We start from the raw sequence: 14,955 nt of genomic DNA, 5'->3' as shown, positions 1-14,955 counted from the left end.
CCGGTGTCGGGTCAGGGGGGATCACGCGACCAGTAGACAACGGCACGCCACGGGCAGCCAGCTCGCGCCGCGCCGGAACGAAGGCCGCGCTCGAACGTCACTGCCGCACCGGCCGGACACAGGGTCTGGGAGCGTGGGGCGCGACTGCGGTCGCGCCCCCATTTCAGCTCGGCCCATCGCCGTGACGTCACCGCCGGCGGGGCCCGCGTGGCGGGTTGGCCGCGGTTCCCGGCGCTGAGCGTCCCGGGATTCCACGTTTGGGCGGCGCGACCCGCATAATGGGCGCCGCACCGCACGACAAAACTTCGCACGACACTGGGGTGGCGCAGGTGACGTTGGTCGAAGCACATGCCGCCGCCGCGCCCGCGGCGCACGGCACCCGGTCCGGGACCGTCCCGCCGCCGCTGCCCACGTGGGCGGCGCTGCTGTGCGCCGCCGTGGCCGGTGGTGCCCTGCTCGTCGCGTTCCCGCCGTACGGGCTGTGGTGGGCCGCCCCGGTCGGGGTCGCGTTGCTCGCCCTGGCGGTGCACCGGCGGCGGCTGCGCGGCGGGTTCTGGCTCGGCCTCGTCACCGGCGCGGTGTTCTTCACCCCGCTGCTGTCGTGGACCAACCTGCACACCGGCATGGTGCCGTGGCTGCTGCTGTCCACGCTGCAAGCCCTGTACTTCGGGCTGCTGGGTGCCGCGTCCGCGTGGATCAGCCCGCTGCTGGACCGCCGCGACGGGCTTGTCCGGTTCGGCGGGGCCGGCCGGGCGGGCACCGTGTGGAACCGTGGCGGCTGGGCGTGGCCGCCCGCCGTCGCCGCCCTGTGGACCGCGCAGGAGGCGCTGCGCGGCCGCACCCCGTTCGGCGGGTTCCCGTGGGGCCGGGTCGCGTTCAGCCAGGACACGTCGCCGCTGCTGCGCATCGCCGCCGCCGGTGGTGCCCCGCTGCTCACCTTCGCCGTCACGCTCATCGGCGCGTTGCTGGGCTACGCCGTGCTTCGCGGTGTGCGGGGCGGCACCGACCCCCGCCGTGCCGTCGCCCCCCTGGCCGCGGTCGCGCTCGCCTGCGCCGTGGCCGGCGTCGCCCAGGCTGTACCGCTGGCCGAACCGGGCGGCCGCAGCGTCTACGTCGCCGTCGTGCAGGGCAGCGTGCCCCGCCTCGGCCTGGACTTCAACGCCCAGCGCCGCGCCGTGCTCGACAACCACGTCAACGCGACCATCGCCCTCGGCGACCAGGTCCGTGCCGGCGCCGCCCGCCAGCCCGACCTCGTCGTGTGGCCGGAGAACTCCAGCGACATCGACCCGCTGCGCAACCGCGACGCCGGGCAGCTCATCGACCGTGCCGTGGAGGCCGTGCGCGCCCCGATCCTCGTCGGTGCCGTGCTCTACAGCCCCGAGACCGGCGTCGAGAACGCCGGGCTGGTGTTCAACCCTGGTCGCCGCGCCGGTGACGAGGTCCCGAAGTACGTCAAACGCCACCCCGTGCCGTTCGCCGAGACGATGCCGCTGCGTTCCATCGCCCGGCTCGTGTCCAAAGAGGTCGACCGGGTCACCGACATGACCGCCGGCACCCGCCCCGGTGTGCTGCAGGTCGGGCCCGCCACCATCGGTGACGTCATCTGCTTCGAGATCGCCGTCGACGACCTCGTCCGTGACACCGTCGACGGCGGCGGGCAGCTGCTGGCCGTGCAGACGAACAACGCCACCTTCGACGAGTCCGAGGCCCGCCAGCAGCTGGCCATGGTCCGTCTCCGGGCCGTCGAACATGGCCGTGACGCGCTCATGGCCTCCACCGTCGGTATCTCCGCGTTCGCCGACACCACCGGCGCCACCAGCGGCGAAACCCGGTTCGACGAGCCCGCCGTCATCCTCGCCGAGCTGCGGCTGGGCACGGAACGTACGCTTGCAACAAGGCTCGGCGCGATCCCCGAGTGGGTGATCGTCGGCCTCGCCGTCGCCGGTCTCGTCGCCGCCACCTGGCAGCGGCGCCGCCGCACCACGGTGCCGGTGGCCGGCGGCGACACCAGCGGCAGTGCACCACGGCCGGACGACCGGTCCGGTGACAACGCGACACCGAACGCCACCGAAGGCGGCAAGGAGGACCTGTGAGCACTACCGACCGAGGCGTGAACCAATACCCCAGGGTCGGCAGGGTCCTCGTCATCATCCCCACGTACAACGAGGCCGACAACATCCGGATCATCATCGACCGGGTCCGTAAGGCCACCCCCGAGGTCGACGTCCTCGTCGCCGACGACAACAGCCCCGACGGCACCGGTGACATCGCCGACGAGATCGCCGCCGCCGACCCCGCCGTGCACGTCATGCACCGCGCCGGGAAGCAGGGCCTCGGCGCCGCCTACATCGCCGGGTTCCACTGGGGTGGCGAACACGGCTACGACGCCGTCGTGGAGATGGACGCCGACGGCTCCCACGCCCCCGAGGAACTGCCGAAGCTGCTCGACGCCCTCGCCGACGCCGACGTCGTGCTCGGCTCCCGCTACGTCAAGGGCGGCAGGACCGTCAACTGGCCCGCCCACCGGCAGGCGATCTCCCGCATCGGCAACATCTACGTGCGGATGGCCCTCGGCATGCCGCTGCGCGACGCCACCGGCGGCTACCGCGCCTACCGCACCCCCGTCCTGGGCAAGATCGACCTCGACTCGATCGCGTCGCACGGGTACTGCTTCCAGGTCGACCTGGCCTGGCGCTCCCACAAGGACGGGTTCCGCGTCGCTGAGGTGCCGATCACGTTCACCGAACGCGAACGTGGCCAGTCGAAGATGAGCTCCGCGATCGTCCGCGAGGCACTATGGAAAGTCACCGTGTGGGGCGCCGCCGCCCGGTGGGACGCGCTCAGACGGGCCGTCGCCGGCAACGGGCCGGCCAGACACGACCAGGGGCGCTGACGAAGGAGGCGGCACATGCGAGGGCTCGGCTGGGCGACGATCGGCGCGTTCGCCCTCGTGGTCGTCGAGATCACCGTGTTCGTGCTGGTCGCGCATGCGATCGGCTGGGCGTGGGCGGTGCTCATCGGCCTGGCCACCATGCTCATCGGCGCGATGCTCGTCAAACGCGAGGGTGTCCGCGCCTGGAGCGGCTTCCGCGACGCCCTCGCTGAAGGCCGGCCCGCCGGTGGCGAGGTGTCCGACGGGCTCACCGGCCTGATCGGCGCGTTGCTGCTCATCGTGCCCGGATTCGTCACCGCCGCCGCCGGGCTGCTGCTGCTCGCCCCGCCCGTGCGCGCGTACACGGGCCGGCGGGTGCGCCGCGTCGCCGAACGCCGCATCTCCCCGGCCGCCGCCGGTGACCTGTTCGGCCCCCGCATCGTCCACGCCGAACGCACCACCCCGCCGCCGGCGGCCCGGCCCGGCGCCGGCACCGTCGACGGCGAGATCGTCGAAGGTGAGATCGTCGACCCGCACCCGCACCAGCGGTGAAGGCCGACCCGGTCAGCGTCCCGGCCCTCGCCGAGGACCTCGCCGCCCGCGCCCTCGCCGCCGCCGGCGAGCATCCCGCCCGCGTCGCCGTCGACGGGGCACCCACCGCCGGCACCGGCCTCCTCGCCGGCACGCTCACCGGTGTCCTGCGCGACGCCGGGACACCCGTGCTGCACGTCCCCGCCGGCGGGTTCCTGCGCGCCGCGTCGCTGCGCTACGAGCGTGGCAAGACCAACCCCGACGCGTACTACGAGGACTGGCTCGACCTGCGTGCCCTCACCCGTGAGGTGCTCGCCCCCGCCGGGCCCGGCGGCACCGGCCGCGTCCTGCCGTCGCTGTGGGACCCGGCCACGGACCGGGCCACCCGGGCCGCCTACGTCCAGCTCCCGGCGCACGCCGTCGTCGTGGTCTCCGGCGTGTTCCTGCTCGGCGCCGGGCTCGACTTCGACGTTGCCGTGCACCTGACGCAGAGCCCCGCGGCGCTGGCCCGGCGGACCCCCGCCGACCTGGCGTGGACGCTGCCGGCGTTCGACCGCTACCGGGACGAGGTCATGCCGCAGTACCAGGCCGATCTCGTCGTGCGGGCCGACGATCCGCGACATCCGGCCGTCGTCACCTCGATCGGTTAGGGCCTGGGTGGTGCCACCGCCGCGGCCCGCGGGTTCGGCTGTGCGCGGAAAGGACGGGCAGGAGCACCTCGGCGGGATACCGTCGCAGCGGTGAAGACGTTCTGGCTGGACCGCGACCACGACCGGTACCACGAGCTGGTCCTTACCGCGCAGAACGCGTTCGCCGACAGCCTCGGCGACATCGCCCCCGTCGCGTTCGCCTGTACCGCCTGGGCGTTCGCCACGCCGCCCGCCCTCGACCCCGGATACGTCCGCTGGCACCGCCGCGTGCTGTCCGCGGCCTGCGTGCGCAACCCCTTCGACGGCGGCCTCACCGCCCGTGTCGAGCTCGTCTCCCCGCTGCCCGCCGAGCTCACCGCCACCCGCGCCTGGTGGCGCGACCGGGGCTGGCGCGGCTGGCCGGAGCTGTTCGGGCAGTTCGTCCAGCCCACCGACCGGGACGTCAGCCGCAACCCGCACCTGCGCGCCACCCTGCTCGTCGAGGCGCCGCTACCGCTGGAAGGGCTCCCCGCCGCCCCCGACACCGGCGCCGACCCGCGCGACGTCGCCGCGTCGGCGCAGCGCGCGGTCGCCGTGCTCGTCCGTGACCTGTCCGACCTCATCGGCCCCGTCATCCAGCAGCTGGACACGTCCCGCGCCGTCACCTGACCACCCGCCGCCCGGACCAGGCTGCCCGCCCGGCACGACGCATCTGAGTAGTCACGGCCGCAGCAGCTGCCGCACCCGTGCGGCCTCTCGAGTGAGGTGGTCGCGCTCCGGCACGCTGGTCGCGGCGCGGGACGCCTCGGTGTACAACTCGGCGGCGTGTTCAAGGTCGCCGGCGCGTTCGTGCAGGTATGCCGTCACCGCGGCGTAACGGGGCAGCTCGGGGCTCAAACCGGCGAGCGCCGCCAGGCCGGCCCGCGGTCCGTCGGCCTCGCCGACCGCCACCGCGCGGTTGAGCCGCACCACCGCACTGCCGGTGAGGCGCAGCAATTCGTCGTACCACTCCACGATCTGCACCCAGTCCGTCTCGGCGGCGCTGCGGGCATCCGCGTGCAGGGCCGCGATCGCGGCCTGTGCCTGGTATTCACCCAGCCGGTCGCGGGCCAGCGCGGCCTGCAGCATCATCACCCCCTCGCTGATCAGGCCGGTGTCCCAGCGTGATCGGTCCTGCTCACCAAGCGGCACCAGGCGACCTCCCGGACCGGTGCGAGACGCGCGCCGCGCATGGTGCAGCAGCATCAGCGCGAGCAGCCCCGCGACCTCGGGCTCGCCGGTCAAGGCGACGAGCTGGCGGGTCAGGCGGATCGCCTCGGCCACCAGGTCGACATCCCCGCCGTACCCCTCATTGAAGACGAGGTACAGCACGCGCAGCACCGTCCCGAGATCGCCGGGCTGGGCCAGCGGCAGCCCCGCGATCCGCCGCTTGGCCCGGCTGATCCGCTGCGCCATGGTCGCCTCGGGGACGAGGTATGCCGCCGCGATCTGCCGGGTGGTCAGGCCACCGACTGCGCGCAGCGTCAGGGCGACCGCCGAGGCCCGCGGCAGGGTGGGGTGCGCGCACAGGAAGTACAGCCGCAGCGTGTCGTCCGTGGCGGGCGCCGGACCGGCGGGAGGCTCGACCTCCACGGCGAGTTCCCGCCCCCGCCGCGACGCCTCGGCACGGGCGGTGTCGAGGAACTTCCGCCACGCGACCGCGACGAGCCACGCCTTCGGATCGCGCGGTGGATCGTCCGGCCACGTCTCCAGCGCCCGGATCAGAGCCTCCTGCACAGCATCCTCGGCCGACGCGAAGTCGGCTCCGCGCCGGACGAGGACACCGATCACCGCGGGCACGAGCTCCCGCAGCAGCGACTCGTTCACTCGGTGACCGTGGGCGGCTCGGTGAGGAACGGACGCACCTCGAGCCACTCGTGGATCGGCTCGCCACCGGCCCCGGGAGCGGCGGACAGCTCCCCGGCCAGCTGGACCGCACGATCCCAGGACCCCACGTCGATGACCATCCAGCCGGCGATGAGGTCCTTGGTCTCGGCGAACGGGCCATCGGTCACCGGCGGGCGCCCCTCGCCGTCATACCGCACGAACGCGCCCTCGGGCGCCAGCGCCTGACCGTCGACGTATTCACCCGACTCCTCCAGACGGGCCGCGAAGTCACGCATGTACTGCATGTGCGCGTCGACCTCCTGCGGCGTCCATCGGTCCATCGGCACCCAGTCGACCGCGGGGGCCGGGCCACCCCGGTAGTGCTTGAGCAGCAGGTACTTCATGGTGGTGCTCCTTCATCGTCACGCGGCCCGTCGTGGCCACCCACGTCCCTGGGACGGAGCCGGGGCCGCATTCTCGACACCCCGACGACAACTTTCCCGCAGACTTGCGCAACATCGCCCGATCAGCCTGTGCCGGCGTCGATGTACTCGGCGAGCCGGGCGGCGCCGGTGAGCATGGCCCGGCCACGCGCGGTGAGCTGTTCCCGCCACTGGCGCAGCGACGCGGCGAGCGGTTCGGCGCCGCCAGCGTCGCGCACCCGGCGCAGCACGGCGGCGATGTGGTCGAGCCGGTACCCGCCGCGGCGTAGCAGGTGGGCGAGTTCGGCGTCGCGGACGTCACTTGGTGAGTACACACGGTAGCCGGTCGCCGGGTCACGCGCCGGCTGCAGGATCCCGGCCCGTTCCCACTTGCGCAGGGTCGCGGGTCGTACACCGAGCCGGTGGGCCAGCACGCTGATCGGCACGGCTTCGCGGCTCTGCGGTGGTGGCTGCGTCCGGGTGAGCATCGTGACCGCCGTCTCGACCGTGTCCAGGGTCTCCCGGTCGCGCTGCAGCAGGGCATGGCTGTGGTCGATCGTGCGTAACGCGGTGTCGATCTCGCCCCGGTTGACGGCGCGCATGATGTCGCCGCCGGCGGCGTAGCCGTGGCCCGCGATCAGCGCGAGGTAGGCGTTCAGCGCCTTGGCGTGTACGTCGGTGAACCGGCGGTAGCCGGTCGGGCTGCGCTGGGCCGGCGGCAGGACGCCGTCTCGTTCGTAGTTGCGCACGGCCTGCGCGGAAAGGCCGTGCCGGCGTGCGAGGTCGACCGGTCGGTGTACCTGCGGGTTGGAGGGTTTCGTGGCTGTCACCGCGCTTCATTGCTCGTAAGTCTCAACCGCTGGTTCAACGATACGGTTGATGCAATGACATCCATTCTCGACCTGCTTGCCGTCCGGCCGGCGCTGCTCGCGCTCGGTGAGCCGACGCATGGCGAGTCCGCCTTCCTCCAGATCCGCAACGACGTCTTCATGTCGCTGGCCGAGCACGGCTACCGGTCGATCGCGTTGGAGAGCGACCGGGCCGCGGGGCTGATCGCCGACGAGTTCGTCCAAGGCGCCGCCGTCACGCTCGATCGCGCGCTCGCCGAAGGGTTCAGCCACGGGTTCGGCGCCGCCCCGGCCAACCGCGACCTGCTGCTGCGGATGCGCGAGTGGAACGCCGGGCGGCCGGCTTGCGAGCGCCTGACGTTCCACGGCTTCGACGCCCCGCTGGAGATCGAGGGCGCCCCGAGTCCACGGCGTCACCTCACCCAGGTGTGTGACTTCCTCGACGTCGACCGATCAGCGCAGATCGACGAACTGGTCGGGGACGAGGCCCGGTGGAGCGATACGGCCGCGATCTGGGAGCCGGGCAGGTCGATCGGGCGCTCGGCGGACGCCCAGCGCCTGCGGGTGATCGCCGACGACCTGCTGACCGAGTTGTACCTCCAGGCGCACCGGCGGGCCGAGGGCTGGCGGGCGGCGTTCATCCACGCCGCGTCCGCGGTCGCGTTGCTGCGCTACCACGCCGCGGCCGCCGCACCACTGGCACGGGAGGAACGCTTCGCCCGCCTTGCCGGGGTCCGGGACGCGCTGATGGCACAGAACCTGCTCGCGATCCGGTCGGCCGAGGCGCACCGCGGGCCCACACTGGTCTTCGCGCACAACACGCACCTCCAGCGCCACTCGAGCACGATGACCATGGCCGGAACGGACGTGTCGTGGGCCGGTGCCGGCGCGATCATCGCATCGCTGCTGGGCGAGGGGTACGCGGTGATCGCCGGTAGCCTCGGCGCGAGCCCCGCGCTCGGCATCGAGGCGCCCGCCCCGTCGACCTACGAAGGCGGACTCCAGCAGGAAACCGCTCTTCCTCGGTACGTCCGGGCATCCGAGATAGCACCGGCCGAGCAGCGAACGCACGACTACCGCTACTTCCCGCTGGATCAGGCCACCATCGAACACGCCGACGCGGTGCTGCACATCCCGACCGGCGTCGACGCGGCCGTGCTCGCCGACCGGATTCTCGCGCTGCCCGGCGTCGAGCAGACCGTGGCGAGCGAGGAGAACGGATCACCCGAGGGCGCCTGGGGCGACCGGTTCTTCTACGTCGGACCGGACCGCCGCCAGCCGTTCGCCACCATCGTCGAACACGACGTGCCCGGCTTCGACGACGCCTCCCAGCTCGACCGGCCCGGCGTCTTCCGCCTCAACCTGGACCTGGGCCGAGCCGAGTTCGAGCGGCTGTTCGGCTTCCCGCCCAAGGACTTCGAAGACCACCGGCACGAGTTCGACTTCGCCCGGCTGGACACCCTCGTGCCGCACCCGGGCTACGCGCTGTACGGCTTCGGCAGCATCGTCATGCCCGGCCCGCAGATGCTGCCCGAGACCGACCGGCTCCTCGCGATCGCGCACGCCCGAGCAGTCGACCGCCACGAGCGCGCGGCGCGCCGGGCAGCTGACCAGCAGGACTGAGCCCGGCGACCAGCGCCGCAGCGTACCGGTACGCCCGGACTGGCTCATCGCGCAAGGGCTCGGCCTCAGCAGGAACGAGGTATTGCGCCGGGTCAAATGTGACATTTCGCTGCGCCGTCCGACGAGCGCCGGATTCGCCTTTACCGTGATGGCCGGGAGCTAGTCCCGTTCGCCGGTTGGCGGCCGGTTCCGGGCTGAAGACTGCAGGGAGGTAGCCGCGGCGGGCCACCCGGTCCGCCGCGGCTATACCCCCAGGGGTGCCGGACGTGCCTCGGCGTCGCGGCGTCCGGGCGCCGCACCCGTCAACGTTCGTCCAGGTTCTGTTCCGGCTGCTCGCACCCGATCGGCGGGATCGGGCTGGCCCCGACAGTGCCGGCCTGTGGAATGGCAGTCGCGTCGCTGCCGCTCGCCCTCACATACCTGGCGGGCGGGGCCGGCTGCCTGTCGCGGTCCGTGTGATGCCTGAGGGTCAATATGGCACTAGCGCCAATAGGTTTGTTATGGAAACCTATTGGCGTGACCACTGATCCGACAGCTACCGGCTGGGATCCCCGCCGGCAGCTGTCTTACGTTCGCTCCCTGGCGCACCGGGTGCGTCAACAGCAGGAGGCGTCATGACCCTCACACCGTCGATCGGCCCACACCTGTCCCGCCGTGGCCTCATCACCGCCGCGCTGGCCGCCGGGCTCACCGTGCCGCTCGGCCTCGCCGGGCGCGCGGAAGCGGCTCCGGCCGCCAGCCGCCCGCTCACCTCGAGCCCGCCGCGAATGGTCCTGCCCGCGCCGACCGGTCCGTACCCGATCGGTACGGTCGCGCTGCACCTGGTCGACCGGTCGCGGCCGGATCCGGTGGCCGGCCCGGGCCACTACCGCGAACTGATGGTCAGCGTCTGGTACCCGGCCCGCGACGTCGCCCGGTACCCGCGGGCCGTCTGGATGTCCGACCCGCTCATGCGCGCCCTGCTGCAGCTCAACGAGATCCCGGCCGACCCGGTGGCCGCCGCCCCGATCACCGCCGGGCACGCGGGTGCGCCGGTGCGGCACTCGGGTGGCCGGCTACCGGTCGTGGTGTTCTCACACGAAGCGCACGACCAACGCGCCGACACAACGATCGTGGTTCAGGAACTGGCCAGCCACGGGTACATGGTGGTCACCGTGGACCACACCTACGACGCGTTCGTCGAATTCCCCGACGGCCGACGCCTCGCCCCGCTGCGCGGGGACTACTATCTGGGCGCCCGGGACTTCGCCCTGGACATCCCGTATGTACTGGACTGCATCGGCCGTCTCGCCGCCGGCCACAACCCCGACGCCGACGGCAAGCCGCTGCCGGCCGGGCTAGGCGGCGCACCCGATCCGCAGCGCATCGGCATGTTCGGCACCTCGAAAGGCGGGACCGCGACCGCCCTCCTCATGGGCATGGACCCGCGCGTGCGAGCCGGACTGAGCCTGGACGGCCCGATGGAACCGCTCATCACCACCGATCTCGACCGGCCGTTCATGCTGATGACCGCGGACTACACCCGAGCCAAGCCGCCGGTCGCCCAATTCTGGTCACACCTGACCGGCTGGAAGCTCAACGTCCAGGCCGACGGCGCGGTCCACAACGCGTACAACGACTACCAAGTCCTGTTGCCGCAGATCGCGGCAGCGGTCGGCGTCAGCGACGAGGTCCTGCGGACCTGGATCGGCACACTCGACCCCGGCCGCGCGGTACGCATCCAGCAGGCGTACCCCCTCGCCTTCTTCGACCTGCACCTGCGCCACCAGCGGCAGCGCCTGCTCGAAGGCCCGTGCCGGGCCTTCCCCGAGGTGCGGTACCACCTCCCCTGAGGCGAAGGGCCGCGGCGGCCGTCCGTTGCCATCGCCCTACGGCTGACCGCCCGGCCCGCACCGCAGATCGTCAGGCAGGTGCGCCAAGCGCGCCGCGCGGTGGCCCGACTACCAGGCCGACCGCTCCGCCACCCCTGATCGCCGCGGTTTGCGGCTGGTGACACGTTTCTTACCGGCTCCCCGATACCCAGGTCGGGACGATGCACCCGGAGGGTGTCGGTCTTGTTCGGCAGCCGCTCTCGGTGAAGCCGCCCATCAAGGTGTGCCTCAACTGCAGTGGCAGAGACCGCAAGATGCCTCAGACGCGCTGGCAGCGCCTCACATCAACTGGCAGGCGACAGGTGACACGGTTCCCCCATCACCGGCGGCGGGGGCGGCGCGTCTTCGCGGTGGCCTGGGCGGCGCTCCAGTGCGCCGGGTGGCGCAGCCGGGGCGGGAGCTTCGTCGTGGCGTCGCCGGATGCGGAGTCCAGCTGAGACTGGATCAGGAACAGCGACGTACTCAGATCGGCACCGGCGAGGTTCGCGCCACGCAGATCCGCGCCGATCACATCCGCGTCGCGCAGGTCGGCGGATCGGAGGTCCGCGCCGATCAGCAGCGCGCCGCGCAGGTCGGCTCCCCTCAGGTCCGAGCCGCGCAGCTTGGCGCCGATCAGGTTCCTGCCGGGTGATGTCGAGCGGGTGGAACGGGCCGCTGCGCTCACCTCGCGCAGTAATGGTGCGATGCGCTCTCGGTGATGTTCGGCGCGTTCGGGGGTCAGCTCATCGACGGCGTCACGCAGCGCCTGTGTTGTCGACAGCGCGTCATCCAGGGCCGCGTGCAGCGGCGTGGACTGGGGGAGGTCGCGGGCTTCGGTGAGGTACCACATCAATTCATGAAGGATGCGGACCGCGGCGAACACCTCGAACATCCGCCGTGCGGACGCCGGATCGCGACGCCAGTCGCGGCCTTCGTACACGACCTGGGCGACGTGTTGGCCGGCGCCGAAGCAGTCGTAGACGGTGCAGCCGGGGAAGCCGCGTTCCCGCAGCTGGGTGTGGATGCCGCAGCGGAACGCCTCGTCGAGGTTGGGGCACGCGTGGCCGGCCGGTTTGTCGATCGCGAAGTCGGCGGACCGGGCGAACGCCGGGGCGACGCAGCACAGCCCGAAGCACCGGGAGCAGTCGGCACGTAGCTCTGGGTTCATGATGTCTTCCTGTCGGGCCGGCTGCCGGGTCATCACGACCGGCCACGACACCGTCGCCGGCGGTGGACGGCGAAAAGCCCCGGCGGGTTGGCCGGGGCTTTCGACGACGTTCGGGCTGTTACGCGGAACGGCCGCGGCGCAGGCGAACCTCTTCGAGCCGCTCGTTGAGGATGTCCTCAAGCTCGGCGATCGTGCGCCGCTCGAGCAGCATGTCCCAGTGCGTGCGCGGCGGCTTCGCCTTCTTCTGCTCGGGCTCGCTGCCGTCGACCAGCCGGGCCACGCTGCCGTCGAACTTGCACTCCCAGGTCATCGGGACCTCGGCGTCGACAGCGAACGGAACCTCGAACTGGTGCCCCTTGGCGCACAGGTATTCGCGGGTCTGACGCGGAGCCAGCTCGGTGTTGCGGTCGGACTCGTAGCTGACGGCTCCGAGACGGCTGCCGCGCAGCATGCGCTCGCCCATGGTCGGTCTTCCCCTTCGAATCATGTTGCGCTTCGTTGTAACCAACGACGCCACGTGGTCTGACGATTCCCGTCGCGGGCGGGCAGATTACACGACCTACCCGGGACGGCGGTAGGTTAGTCGCCGGGTCGGTACCCTGATTTTACGTTGGGTTTCAACGATCGACCAACTGGGCCAGTTCGTGGCGCGTTTCACCCGACGGAGTTTCGGCAGGTCACCCTGGAGGTTGACCGTTATCACCCGCCGGCGGGTGCGGCGCCTGCGGTGGCGGTGAGCCGGGTGACAACGGCGGTGAGCTGCGTCACCTGTCCGCGGAGGTCGTCCGCCCAGCCGTGCGCCCGGTCGGCCTCGGCCCGTAGCCGCACCAACTCCTCACGTGCCGAGATCAGCCCGGCCTCCGCCGCCGCGGCGCGCGCTCCCTCGGCGTCGAGGCGCCGTTGCAGCCTGCTCTCGGTCTCTGCGCCTTCGCGCAGCGCCCGCTCCACCGCAGTATGCGCGACGTCGCGCTCACGCAGCGCGCTGCCCGCGAGGTCGCGGGCGGCGTCGCGTTCCCGGTACGCCTCGGCCCGCAGCGCCGACTCCGTCGCGGCCTCCCGGCGGGCCGCGTCACGCTCCGCGGCGGCGCTGTCGACGGCCTCCTGGAACTGCGTGATCGCCTGCTCCGCGGCCGCGCGGGCCGCCGCGATCGCCTCGTCGGCCGCGGTCTGCGCCTGCGCGACCCTGCGGTCGCCGTCGGCGCGCGCCTCGGTCACCGACCGGTCGGCGGCGGCGCGGACGTCCGTGGCCATGCGGTCGGCCGCGGCCCGGGCCTCGGCGACGGTCGCCGCCGCGGCCGCCTGCGCCTCGGTGACCGCCTGGTCGGCGTCGGCTCGGGCCTGGGTGACGCTCGCCGCCGCGGCGGCGTGTGCGTCGGCCACCCGCCGTTCGGCGCGCTGCTCCGCCGCGCTCACCTTGGCCTCCGCGTCCGAGGCGGCGCGCCGGGCGCGTTCCTCGGCCGCGTCGAAACGCTGCTTGGCCTCGGCGAGTTCGGCGATGCTCTCGCCGCGGACGTGCTCGGTCTCGTCCTGGGCCGTCTGCAGGTCGGCCTGCGCCTGCAGCAGTTCGCCGCGGGCCTGCATCGCCAGGGCGTGAGAGTCGTCGGCCTCCGCGCGCATCCTGGCCGCGTCGGCACGGGCGTCCTGCAGCGCCGCCCGTGCCTTGCGGGTCTCCTCGCGCGCGTCGTCGCGTTCGGCGTGCGCGGCGACCAGCCCCGCCGCGGCCTCCGCCCGGGCCTCGGCGACCTGGCGTTCGATCCCGGCGGGGGAGACCTCGGCGTGCAGGGCGTCGACGAGGTCGCTCAGCGCCTGATCGAGCCGCTCCGCGATCTCGAACGCCCGGGCGACCTGTCCGGTCAGCCCCGGCGATGTGCGCTGCCGCATCCGCGCGTTGCGGGCGTTGCGCTGGCATTCGCCGTCGTTGTCGCGGCAGTACCGGAACGGCCGTCCTGCGGCATTGCGCTGCGGGACGGGCCGGCCGCAGTAGCCGCACGGCCGGTCGTCGCCGGTGCGCTCCTCGACCGTCCACTCCGCGGCCGGGTGCTCATTGGCGTCGAGCCGCACGTCGATACGAGACTCAGTCACGGGGCACAGCGTAGGCGACGCCGCGCCCCACGTTGGCCGCGTCGCCGGCGCGGAGCCGCAGCTCGATGCGAAGCACCGGATTACCGAATTGCTATTACCGATAATTCGATAATCCGACCGGACGGCACGGCGGAGCGCTTCGGCGGGGAAATCGAGGCATACACCATAACTGTCATTATGGGGTGCCAGCATATGAGCTGTATGGTGCAGCAGTGACTGAGCAGCTCGTGCACTGCCGGCGGTGCGGAGAGACGAAGCCGCGCGACGCGTTCTACAACCTGCCGCACACGACGGCGCCGCGACGACCATGCAAGGCGTGCATCCTTCAGGACAAGCGCGCCCGCTACGCCACACAGGACGGCGACCGGGTCTCACACGCGCAAGTCCTTCGGGAGAAGTACAACCTCACGCCCGCGGAGTACGACCGCATGCTCACGGCGCAGGGCGGTCTGTGCGCGATCTGCCGCGAGCCGGAGACCACACGAGGGCGCAGCGGCGCGCCGAGGCGGCTGGCGGTCGACCGTGACCATCGCACCGGCGCGGTGCGCAAGCTGCTCTGCCACCGGTGCAACCTGGTCACCTGGGCGGTGCAGGAGAACCCCGGCCTGCTGGACATGGTCCGGGCATACCTGGACGGGCATGCCGCCGAAATGGGGTCGGACGAGTCGTTGCGCGAGCAAGGCAGCGCCGACCCGCGGTGATCCAGCACCGTATCGCCGCGGTGCGGAGCCCCGGTAAGCAACGTGTCACCAGCCACCAACGCCGGACGAGGCGGTGCGGTTCGTGGCCCGGCAGGTCGGTGTCGACCCTGGCGAACTCGGGCTCTGCGAGTGGCCGGGTCGCACGATCGAGTATCAAAGGCTTCGGCCGCTCGGCGAAGTCCCCGACCTGCCCGTCACCGCCAGTTGAGCCGAGGATGCGTGGTTCATCCTTGTTTGTCGGTTAGGCATAGGGTGGGCGGTGTGGCGTTGCGGCTTGTGCAGGCGAACCTCAAGGCTCGGGACGACTCGGTGCTCGGCCGGTTCTGGGCGGAGGCGCTCGGCTGGGTTTCCCGTTCGGGTCAC

14 protein-coding genes are annotated in these 14,955 nt (G+C 72.3%); 8 read left to right on the top strand and 6 right to left on the bottom strand.

The features are described from left to right. Window positions 1-335 precede the first annotated feature (335 nt). From lnt to AB0367_RS32760, 5 genes are all read left to right on the top strand, one after another. A complete protein-coding gene (gene lnt / locus AB0367_RS32780; protein ID WP_366230420.1) occupies window positions 336-2,093 on the top strand; it encodes an apolipoprotein N-acyltransferase in 1,758 nt (585 codons plus the stop codon). Next, the gene (locus AB0367_RS32775) at window positions 2,090-2,893 is read left to right on the top strand and encodes a polyprenol monophosphomannose synthase (RefSeq protein WP_366230361.1); all 804 of its coding nucleotides are present in this window, start codon (window positions 2,090-2,092) and stop codon (window positions 2,891-2,893) included. The genes lnt and AB0367_RS32775 overlap by 4 nt, the downstream gene beginning before the upstream one ends. Before the next feature lie 15 nt (window positions 2,894-2,908). Next, window positions 2,909-3,424 (top strand): FxsA family protein, encoded by a 516-nt coding sequence (locus AB0367_RS32770; protein ID WP_366230360.1) that lies wholly within the window; start codon window positions 2,909-2,911, stop codon window positions 3,422-3,424. Next, window positions 3,421-4,053 carry a uridine kinase gene (locus AB0367_RS32765; protein ID WP_366230359.1) on the top strand — a complete coding sequence of 211 codons (633 nt, stop codon included), beginning with the start codon at window positions 3,421-3,423 and terminating at the stop codon, window positions 4,051-4,053. The genes AB0367_RS32770 and AB0367_RS32765 overlap by 4 nt, the downstream gene beginning before the upstream one ends. Before the next feature lie 90 nt (window positions 4,054-4,143). Continuing rightward, the gene (locus AB0367_RS32760) at window positions 4,144-4,701 is read left to right on the top strand and encodes a hypothetical protein (protein WP_366230358.1); all 558 of its coding nucleotides are present in this window, start codon (window positions 4,144-4,146) and stop codon (window positions 4,699-4,701) included. Between the two features lie 51 nt (window positions 4,702-4,752). Here AB0367_RS32760 and AB0367_RS32755 read toward each other — a convergent pair whose 3' ends face one another. From AB0367_RS32755 to AB0367_RS32745, 3 genes are all read right to left on the bottom strand, one after another. Then, window positions 4,753-5,898, bottom strand: a complete 1,146-nt coding sequence (locus AB0367_RS32755; protein WP_366230357.1) for a DUF6596 domain-containing protein — start codon at window positions 5,896-5,898, stop codon at window positions 4,753-4,755. Beyond that, window positions 5,895-6,302 (bottom strand): YciI family protein, encoded by a 408-nt coding sequence (locus AB0367_RS32750; protein WP_366230356.1) that lies wholly within the window; start codon window positions 6,300-6,302, stop codon window positions 5,895-5,897. Before AB0367_RS32750 ends, AB0367_RS32755 begins: the two co-directional genes overlap by 4 nt. Window positions 6,303-6,424: 122 nt before the next feature. Then, window positions 6,425-7,150 carry a TioE family transcriptional regulator gene (locus AB0367_RS32745; protein ID WP_366230355.1) on the bottom strand — a complete coding sequence of 242 codons (726 nt, stop codon included), beginning with the start codon at window positions 7,148-7,150 and terminating at the stop codon, window positions 6,425-6,427. Window positions 7,151-7,204: 54 nt separating this feature from the next. On the opposite strand from AB0367_RS32745, the gene AB0367_RS32740 reads away from it, so the two are divergent. Beyond that, window positions 7,205-8,791, top strand: coding sequence for a DUF6194 family protein (locus tag AB0367_RS32740; protein ID WP_366230354.1), 1,587 nt, complete (start codon window positions 7,205-7,207; stop codon window positions 8,789-8,791). 614 nt (window positions 8,792-9,405) lie between these two features. Next, entirely contained in the window at window positions 9,406-10,623 is a 1,218-nt protein-coding gene (locus tag AB0367_RS32735; protein WP_366230353.1) for an acetylhydrolase, read from the top strand. A gap of 358 nt (window positions 10,624-10,981) precedes the next feature. Here AB0367_RS32735 and AB0367_RS32730 read toward each other — a convergent pair whose 3' ends face one another. From AB0367_RS32730 to AB0367_RS32720, 3 genes are all read right to left on the bottom strand, one after another. Continuing rightward, window positions 10,982-11,809: a pentapeptide repeat-containing protein gene (locus tag AB0367_RS32730; RefSeq protein WP_366230352.1), complete on the bottom strand. Its 828-nt coding sequence runs from the start codon at window positions 11,807-11,809 to the stop codon at window positions 10,982-10,984. Between the two features lie 118 nt (window positions 11,810-11,927). Next, window positions 11,928-12,272 carry an RNA polymerase-binding protein RbpA gene (locus tag AB0367_RS32725; protein ID WP_223092257.1) on the bottom strand — a complete coding sequence of 115 codons (345 nt, stop codon included), beginning with the start codon at window positions 12,270-12,272 and terminating at the stop codon, window positions 11,928-11,930. 236 nt (window positions 12,273-12,508) lie between these two features. Then, window positions 12,509-13,891, bottom strand: a complete 1,383-nt coding sequence (locus AB0367_RS32720; RefSeq protein WP_366230351.1) for a hypothetical protein — start codon at window positions 13,889-13,891, stop codon at window positions 12,509-12,511. Window positions 13,892-14,103: 212 nt separating this feature from the next. Here AB0367_RS32720 and AB0367_RS32715 point away from each other — a divergent pair, with 212 nt between their 5' ends. After that, window positions 14,104-14,592 (top strand): endonuclease domain-containing protein, encoded by a 489-nt coding sequence (locus AB0367_RS32715; RefSeq protein WP_366230350.1) that lies wholly within the window; start codon window positions 14,104-14,106, stop codon window positions 14,590-14,592. Window positions 14,593-14,955: the final 363 nt, after the last annotated feature.

The sequence above is a fragment of the Dactylosporangium sp. NPDC051484 genome (assembly GCF_040689395.1).
In the GTDB taxonomy this organism is placed as follows: Bacteria; Actinomycetota; Actinomycetes; order Mycobacteriales; family Micromonosporaceae; genus Dactylosporangium.
The sequence above is the reverse complement of the archived record's forward strand: the minus strand, read 5'-3'. Positions and strand labels throughout refer to the sequence as shown.

Bases quoted from the DNA above. Each gene is read 5' to 3' on its own strand.
- AB0367_RS32735 (WP_366230353.1), top strand. From the start codon at position 9,406: ATGACCCTCACACCGTCGATCGGCCCACACCTGTCCCGCCGTGGCCTC.
- AB0367_RS32730 (WP_366230352.1), bottom strand. From the start codon at position 11,809: ATGAACCCAGAGCTACGTGCCGACTGCTCCCGGTGCTTCGGGCTGTGC.
- AB0367_RS32725 (WP_223092257.1), bottom strand. From the start codon at position 12,272: ATGGGCGAGCGCATGCTGCGCGGCAGCCGTCTCGGAGCCGTCAGCTAC.
- AB0367_RS32750 (WP_366230356.1), bottom strand. From the start codon at position 6,302: ATGAAGTACCTGCTGCTCAAGCACTACCGGGGTGGCCCGGCCCCCGCG.
- AB0367_RS32740 (WP_366230354.1), top strand. From the start codon at position 7,205: ATGACATCCATTCTCGACCTGCTTGCCGTCCGGCCGGCGCTGCTCGCG.
- AB0367_RS32770 (WP_366230360.1), top strand. From the start codon at position 2,909: ATGCGAGGGCTCGGCTGGGCGACGATCGGCGCGTTCGCCCTCGTGGTC.